Raw genomic sequence first — 467 nt, forward strand, 5'->3', positions numbered from 1 at the left:
CCACGTCCACTTGGACAGGCAGTCGGAGCGCAGCGACGCAGGTTTGCATTGTTAGTCTGAAGTCCCTGTCGTCGTCAATTTCGTTGCGCGTCTGCGCATTGATTCGCCCTTCAGTTCGATCCGATAAGCGTTGTGCACCAGCCGGTCGAGGATCGCGTCGCCCAAGGTCGGATCGCCGATCAGCGCGTGCCATTTGTCCACTGGCATCTGGCTGGTCACTAGCGTCGAGCGGTTGCCGTAGCGGTCGTCCAGCAGTTCAAGCATGTCGCGCCGTTGCGCATCGGTAAACGGCGCCAAGCCCCAGTCGTCCGTAAGCGCGCCATAAACCCCACCTATTCAAAAAAAGATGAACCGTTCAGGATGTGTCATTCGTAAGCCTCCAGCCCAGCCACCTTTACTCGGCAGCTGATCTCAATGGCAGCAACTCATCCAGCCGGCTATTCGGCCAGGTCGGTAACTTCTCCAGC

1 pseudogene is annotated in these 467 nt (G+C 58.2%); it reads right to left on the minus strand.

Annotated elements, in window-relative coordinates:
* Positions 1–51: 51 nt before the first annotated feature.
* Positions 52–315: pseudogene (locus ACXPVS_RS27430) on the minus strand (ATP-binding protein); the annotation flags it as partial.
* Between the last annotated feature and the right edge of the window lie 152 nt (positions 316–467).

This window comes from Pseudomonas sp. Ma2-10 (assembly GCF_054330215.1).